General features: G+C 53.3%; 6 protein-coding genes. 3 read left to right on the top strand and 3 right to left on the bottom strand.

The genetic code is table 11. The features are described from left to right. From ACTH5D_RS17035 to gabT, 3 genes are all read left to right on the top strand, one after another. A partial coding sequence (locus ACTH5D_RS17035; RefSeq protein WP_441673319.1) for an APC family permease occupies nt 1–575 on the top strand: 575 nt, incomplete at its 5' end. A 45-nt stretch (nt 576–620) separates the two neighbouring features. Beyond that, complete coding sequence (locus ACTH5D_RS17030) at nt 621–2,072, top strand: NAD-dependent succinate-semialdehyde dehydrogenase (protein WP_027957076.1); 1,452 nt, start codon at nt 621–623, stop codon at nt 2,070–2,072. 11 nt (nt 2,073–2,083) lie between these two features. After that, nucleotides 2,084–3,355: a 4-aminobutyrate--2-oxoglutarate transaminase gene (gene gabT / locus ACTH5D_RS17025; protein WP_039857345.1), complete on the top strand. Its 1,272-nt coding sequence runs from the start codon at nt 2,084–2,086 to the stop codon at nt 3,353–3,355. Between the two features lie 105 nt (nt 3,356–3,460). Here gabT and ACTH5D_RS17020 read toward each other — a convergent pair whose 3' ends face one another. The 3 genes from ACTH5D_RS17020 to ACTH5D_RS17010 form a co-directional block, all read right to left on the bottom strand. Beyond that, nucleotides 3,461–4,261, bottom strand: coding sequence for a helix-turn-helix domain-containing protein (locus ACTH5D_RS17020; protein ID WP_441673316.1), 801 nt, complete (start codon nt 4,259–4,261; stop codon nt 3,461–3,463). Between the two features lie 132 nt (nt 4,262–4,393). After that, nucleotides 4,394–4,690 (bottom strand): hypothetical protein, encoded by a 297-nt coding sequence (locus tag ACTH5D_RS17015; RefSeq protein ID WP_441673314.1) that lies wholly within the window; start codon nt 4,688–4,690, stop codon nt 4,394–4,396. A 9-nt stretch (nt 4,691–4,699) separates the two neighbouring features. Then, on the bottom strand, nt 4,700–5,422 hold the full coding sequence (locus ACTH5D_RS17010) for an AzlC family ABC transporter permease (protein WP_441673321.1): 723 nt from the start codon (nt 5,420–5,422) through the stop codon (nt 4,700–4,702). Between the last annotated feature and the right edge of the window lie 169 nt (nt 5,423–5,591).

Here is a 5,591-nt window from a genome sequence, read left to right as displayed (position 1 = left end):
CGGACGCCATGGGAAGCCTGTTTAACGCCGCGTGGGCCAGCAACTTAATGGTCATGGCGGGTATTGCGGGCATTATTACTAGTTGGAACGCCTTCTATATCGGCGGCTCTCGGGCAATCTATGCCCTCGCTAAAGCAGGCATGCTACCTGCGCCGTTTGCCAAGCTGCATCCTCGCTACAGAACCCCTACTAATGCCATCTTTATGATGGGCTTTCTCTCCTGTTTGGCGCCCTTCTTTGGCCGCCCAGCATTGGTGTGGATCGTTAATGCGGGTGGCTTGGGCATCGTATTGGCCTACCTGTTTGTGGCGATCTCCTTTGTGGTGCTACGGGTGCGCGAGCCGGATATGCCCCGCCCATTCAAGGTAAGTAACGGCAAGCTGTGCGGCACCCTCGCTATCATTCTTTCTTTCGGTATGGCGTGCCTCTACCTGCCCGGTAGCCCGGCGGCACTGAGCGTCGCGGAGTGGACTATCTTTGCTGGCTGGGCGGTGCTGGGCATCGTGCTTTACGTGCATGCGCTGCGCACCTACGGGCGTGACTACAGCGATCGCCATATGCAAGTGGATCTGTAAGCCGTCCTACGAGATTTCTGGACTTAAGATTTTTAGGAGCAACGTATGAGCTTTATCGAACAGTGGTTGCACGATGCGGTTCCAGCCCTGGTGGGTGGCGAGTGGCGTACAGGTCAACAAACCTTTGCGGTGGATAACCCCGCCACCGGTGAAACCATTGCCCGGGTGGCGGATATGGGCGCCGATGATACCCGTGACGCCGTGGCCGCCGCCTACAACGCTGGCGCTGCCTGGCGGGCCACACCGGTCAAGCAGCGCTCGGCACTGCTACGGCGCTGGTTTGAGCTTATTAACGAACACGCCGACGACCTGGCCCGTCTGATGACCCTGGAGCAGGGCAAGCCGCTGACGGAAGCCAAAGGCGAAGTCACCTACGGTGCGTCGTTTATCGAGTTCTTCGCCGAAGAAGCCAAGCGTATGGCAGGAGAAACCCTACCAAGTCATGGCGCGGACAAACGCTTATTGGTTCTGCGCGAGCCGGTAGGTGTGGTGGCGGCAATTACCCCATGGAACTTCCCGCTGGCGATGATTACCCGCAAGTGCGCCCCGGCCCTGGCGGCGGGCTGCACCGTGGTGATCAAGCCCGCCGAAGCCACGCCGCTCACCGCGCTTGCCGCCGCTTACCTGGCGCTGGAAGCGGGCCTGCCTGCAGGCACCATTAACGTGATTACTGCCTCAAAACCGGCAGCGGTGGGTGAGGTGCTCACCACGGATTCACGGGTGCGAAAAGTCTCGTTTACCGGCTCCACCCCGGTGGGTAAGCACTTGCTTGCCCAGTGCGCCAGTACAGTGAAGAAGGCCGCCATGGAGCTGGGGGGCAACGCGCCGTTTATCGTGTTTGACGACGCCGATGTAGATGCCGCTGTTGATGGCGCAATCGCCTCCAAATTCCGCAACGCTGGGCAAACCTGCGTATGCACCAATCGCTTCCTGGTGCAGGACGGCATTTACGATACGTTTGTCAGCAAGCTCACCGAGCGAGTGAACGCACTGAAGGTTGGCGATGGCCTGGCGGATGGCAGCATTATCGGCCCGCTGATTAACCAAGCAGCGGTAGATAAAGTGCAGCGCCATGTGGACGACGCAGTGAACCAGGGTGCTCGGCTGCTCTGCGGTGGTAAGCCTCACGCCGCAGGCGAGCGCTTCTTCACTCCCACGGTGCTGGCGGATGTGACCACCAAGATGGCCGTGGCCGACGAAGAGACCTTCGGCCCGGTCGCGCCGGTGTTTCGCTTCCAGCGCGATGAAGAAGCCATTGCCATGGCCAACGATACACCCTTTGGCCTGGCGGCTTACTTCTACGCTACGGATTACCGCCGCATCTGGCGCACCATGGAGCAGCTGGAGTACGGCATGGTCGGTGTGAATGAAGGGTTGATCTCCACCGAGTTGGCGCCGTTTGGCGGCGTTAAAGAGTCCGGGTTGGGTCGCGAAGGCTCCCACCACGGTCTTGATGAATTTACTGAACTTAAATATGTCTGTGTTGGCGGTTTATAAGGAAAGCTATGATGACTAACCAAGAATTGAACGACCTGAAAAACCGCTACGTGGCTAACGGTGCTGCCACGCCGACAACCCAGTTTGCCGAGCGCGCTGAAAATGCTGAGCTGTGGGATGCCGACGGCAACCGCTGGATCGACTTCGCGGGCGGTATTGGTGTGCTGAACTTGGGCCACCGCCACCCGAAAATCGTCGCCGCCGTTGAAGCGCAGCTCAAGAAAGTTATGCACACCAGCGCCGCGGTCATTTCCTACGCGCCCTATGTGCAGCTGTGCCAAAAGCTCTGCGAACTAAGCCCGGTGCGCGGCCCTGAGCGCAAAGCGATGCTGGTCAACACCGGTGCCGAAGCGCTGGAAAACGCCGTGAAGATCGCCCGCGCTGCCACTGGCCGCACCGGCATTATTACCTTCGACGGCGCTTTCCACGGACGCACCATGATGACCCTGGCCATGACCGGCAAGGTGCTACCGTACAAGAACGACTTCGGCCCGATGCCGGGCGACGTGTTCCGCGCCCCATTCCCGAATCCGCTGCACGGCATCAGCGAAGAAGCGTCTTTGGATGCCATTCGCACGCTGTTCAAAACCGATATCGCCCCGCACCGTACAGCGGCCATCGTGATTGAGCCGGTTCAAGGTGAAGGCGGCTTCTATATTGCGTCACCGGATTACCTTAAAGCGCTGCGCGCGCTGTGCGACGAGCACGGTATTCTACTGATCGCCGATGAAGTGCAGTCCGGCTTCGCCCGCACCGGCAAGCTATTTGCCCTCGAACATAGCGACATCGAAGCGGATATTCTCACCACCGCCAAAAGCCTCGCTAACGGCATGCCGCTGTCGGCTGTTGTGGGTACCGCCAAGGTAATGGACGCCTCCGGCCCCAACTCCCTAGGCGGCACCTACAGCGGCAATCCGCTCTCCTGCGCGGCAGCGCTGGCGGTGATCGAGGTGATCGAAGAGGAAAATATTCTTGAGCGCAGCGAGCAGATGGGCAAGATGCTCGCGGAGCGTTTTGCTGTTTGGGAAGAGCGATTCCCCGCCGTTGCCCACGGCCGCCAGCTAGGCGCCATGGCAGCGTTCGAATTGCTCGATAGCGAAGGAAAACCCGATACAGCGCTAACCGGTGCGCTCTGTGCCAAAGCCCGCGAGAAAGGCCTAATCCTTCTCTCCTGCGGCTTCTACGGCAACAGCATCCGCATTCTGGTGCCGCTAACCGTCTCTTCCGCGGTGTTGGAAGAAGGGCTCAGCATTATCGAGCAGTCCCTGGAAGCGCTTAGCTAATACTCTTCTAAGCATCACAAAGCCCGCCCTCGTCAAACAGTGAAAGCTGTTGGCGAGAGCGGGTTTTTATTTCATGGTGGGGAAAGTTTTGGGGTTGCAGTGTGATTATGAGCCACTACCCCTGCAGTCTGGTTTAAACCTAGATAACCACTGAGTGGGAGTAAGACCGAAGGCTTTCTTGAAGTGGTTTGTCATATGGCTCTGGTCATTGAAACCAGCTGAAACCGAGGCGTACGACAACGAATAACCTTGGGTCAAATAGTGTTTTACGAACGAAAGACGCCGCATGGTCAAGTAACGGTATGGGCTTGTTCCGTATAATGCCCTGAAGTCTCTTGATAAACTCCATTTTTCACGGCCACTCACTAACGCTAAATCATCCAGTGTGATCTGAGAATCCAGCGAATAGTGGATATATTCTCTAGCTTTTTCTGCGGCGCCATAGTCGTATGCCATCCTACCTTTTTTGTGACCGGCAACAGTAGATAGAATATTGGCCAGCTCAAAGATAATATCGTCTTCTTCTAGCTGTTCATGAGTAGTTTCTAAATCATTCATGAGGAATTCTGTGGCTGCATATAGCCGAGGGTCTGTGCTAACGCCACCCTTTATGTAGGGTAAGGTGCGGCCACCAAGCACCGCTTGAAGAGCACAGGGTTCAATATACATGATGCGGTAGTGGAAGCCGTCATTCGTACCAGCTTCACCGTCGTGGAGCTCATCAGGATGAATCACAATGGTATTGCCCGGCAAGCTGATCCTTTTTTCACCTCGGTAATTGAAGCAATGAACCCCTGACAGTGTCCTGCCTACAGCATACGTATCGTGCCGGTGCGGCTCGAAGGCAACGCCAGAAAAAAAGGCTTCAAATCTTTCTATCTGGGTATTAAAAAAAGAATTTAGCATAGGCGGTAAGCTGCCTGCTGTTGGCGAAAGACAGGGCAATCATGCAACGGAATATATGGATAAGCAAAGCGGGTTGTCTGTTTTAGCAATGAACCTACTCCGTCCTTGACAGACTTTCATGTTGCGGGCTTATCAGCTCAATACGTAATATAAAGTAGTAGCGATTAATGTGGTAAAAATTAACTCGCATTTTAGTGCAACTGCTAATATGCCTACTGAAGCAAAAGCAAGAAAAGATAGAGACAACCCGTTAACTACCTCTGGCATCACAATATAAGTGATGAAACAAATAAAAATAGAGGTAGGAAAAACTTCTTCAACCAGATGCTGGGCCTTAGCGCCGAAGTTAACGGTGATTAAAGAGGGCAGAGCTCTTACCATGACACTTGTAAGTAGAAGAGCAAAAATCACCAAAAAATTATCTGCCATATTTGTTCCTCAATATTTTCTCTTCAGTAGATAGAAGATAGCGGATAGTAGAATTATGGAGGGGATCCAAAAGTAGATACCACCAAGGGTGTAATAGAAAAGCCCGCTTATTAAAAAGCCTAACGTTGCCTTTGGAACAGTTATCAAACCACTTTTATAAGGTCGGTTTTGAAGATACGAGATGGCAAGAAAAAGAAGCACCAAGCTCGCAGGAATACTGGCATTGATGTCGTCAGGTAAAAGGTTGGGAAACAGCCCAGCTATAATGCCGCCTGCTACCCCAAAGAGTATCCAGGACAAGAAAATGGTGAAGCGAATTATCAGCATGGCTCTTTGGTTATGTCCCTGCTCAATAGCGTACGCTTCGTCGCCGAGTGCATGGGACGCAAAAACCTTAAGCAGCTTGTTTTTTGGTAATTTTTTTGAGCATGAAAGCGAAATTGCAAAATATCGGCTATTGATCATAGTGGTAACGAAAGCAATAGTTAAAAAACTGGCCCCAGACTCAGAGAGAGGTAGAGCGGCAAACTGCCCGCTCCCAGAAAAGCCTAGTAGGCTTACGAGAAAAATTTCGACAATGCTCCAGTCTGCTTTGTAAGTAGTAAAGCCGAATAGCATGCTAACAGGTGCTATTGCAAAGATGGCCGTCAATAGCAGCGGAAGCAGAACCCGATACTCTGCTGTATTTGAAGCAGAGAGCACTTTTTTGGTGTTTAAATATTTATTCATCATTGCCAATCACTTTTTCCCAAGATGTAAATTTTTTAGTTATGGCTAATGGGCTTACAGCAGAACATTGAAGCTAGCTGCTATGCTGGAAGCGTATGGGAAAAGTTGATAAGCGTATTGTAAGTGGCTATTCAAAATTTATCGTGCGCTCAGACCCGTAGCCGTCGAGTAG

This window comes from Halomonas sp. (genome assembly GCF_052095695.1).
GTDB lineage: Bacteria > Pseudomonadota > Gammaproteobacteria > Pseudomonadales > Halomonadaceae > Vreelandella.
Note: the sequence above shows the minus strand (reverse complement) of the source record. Positions and strands in the feature narration are given on the sequence as shown.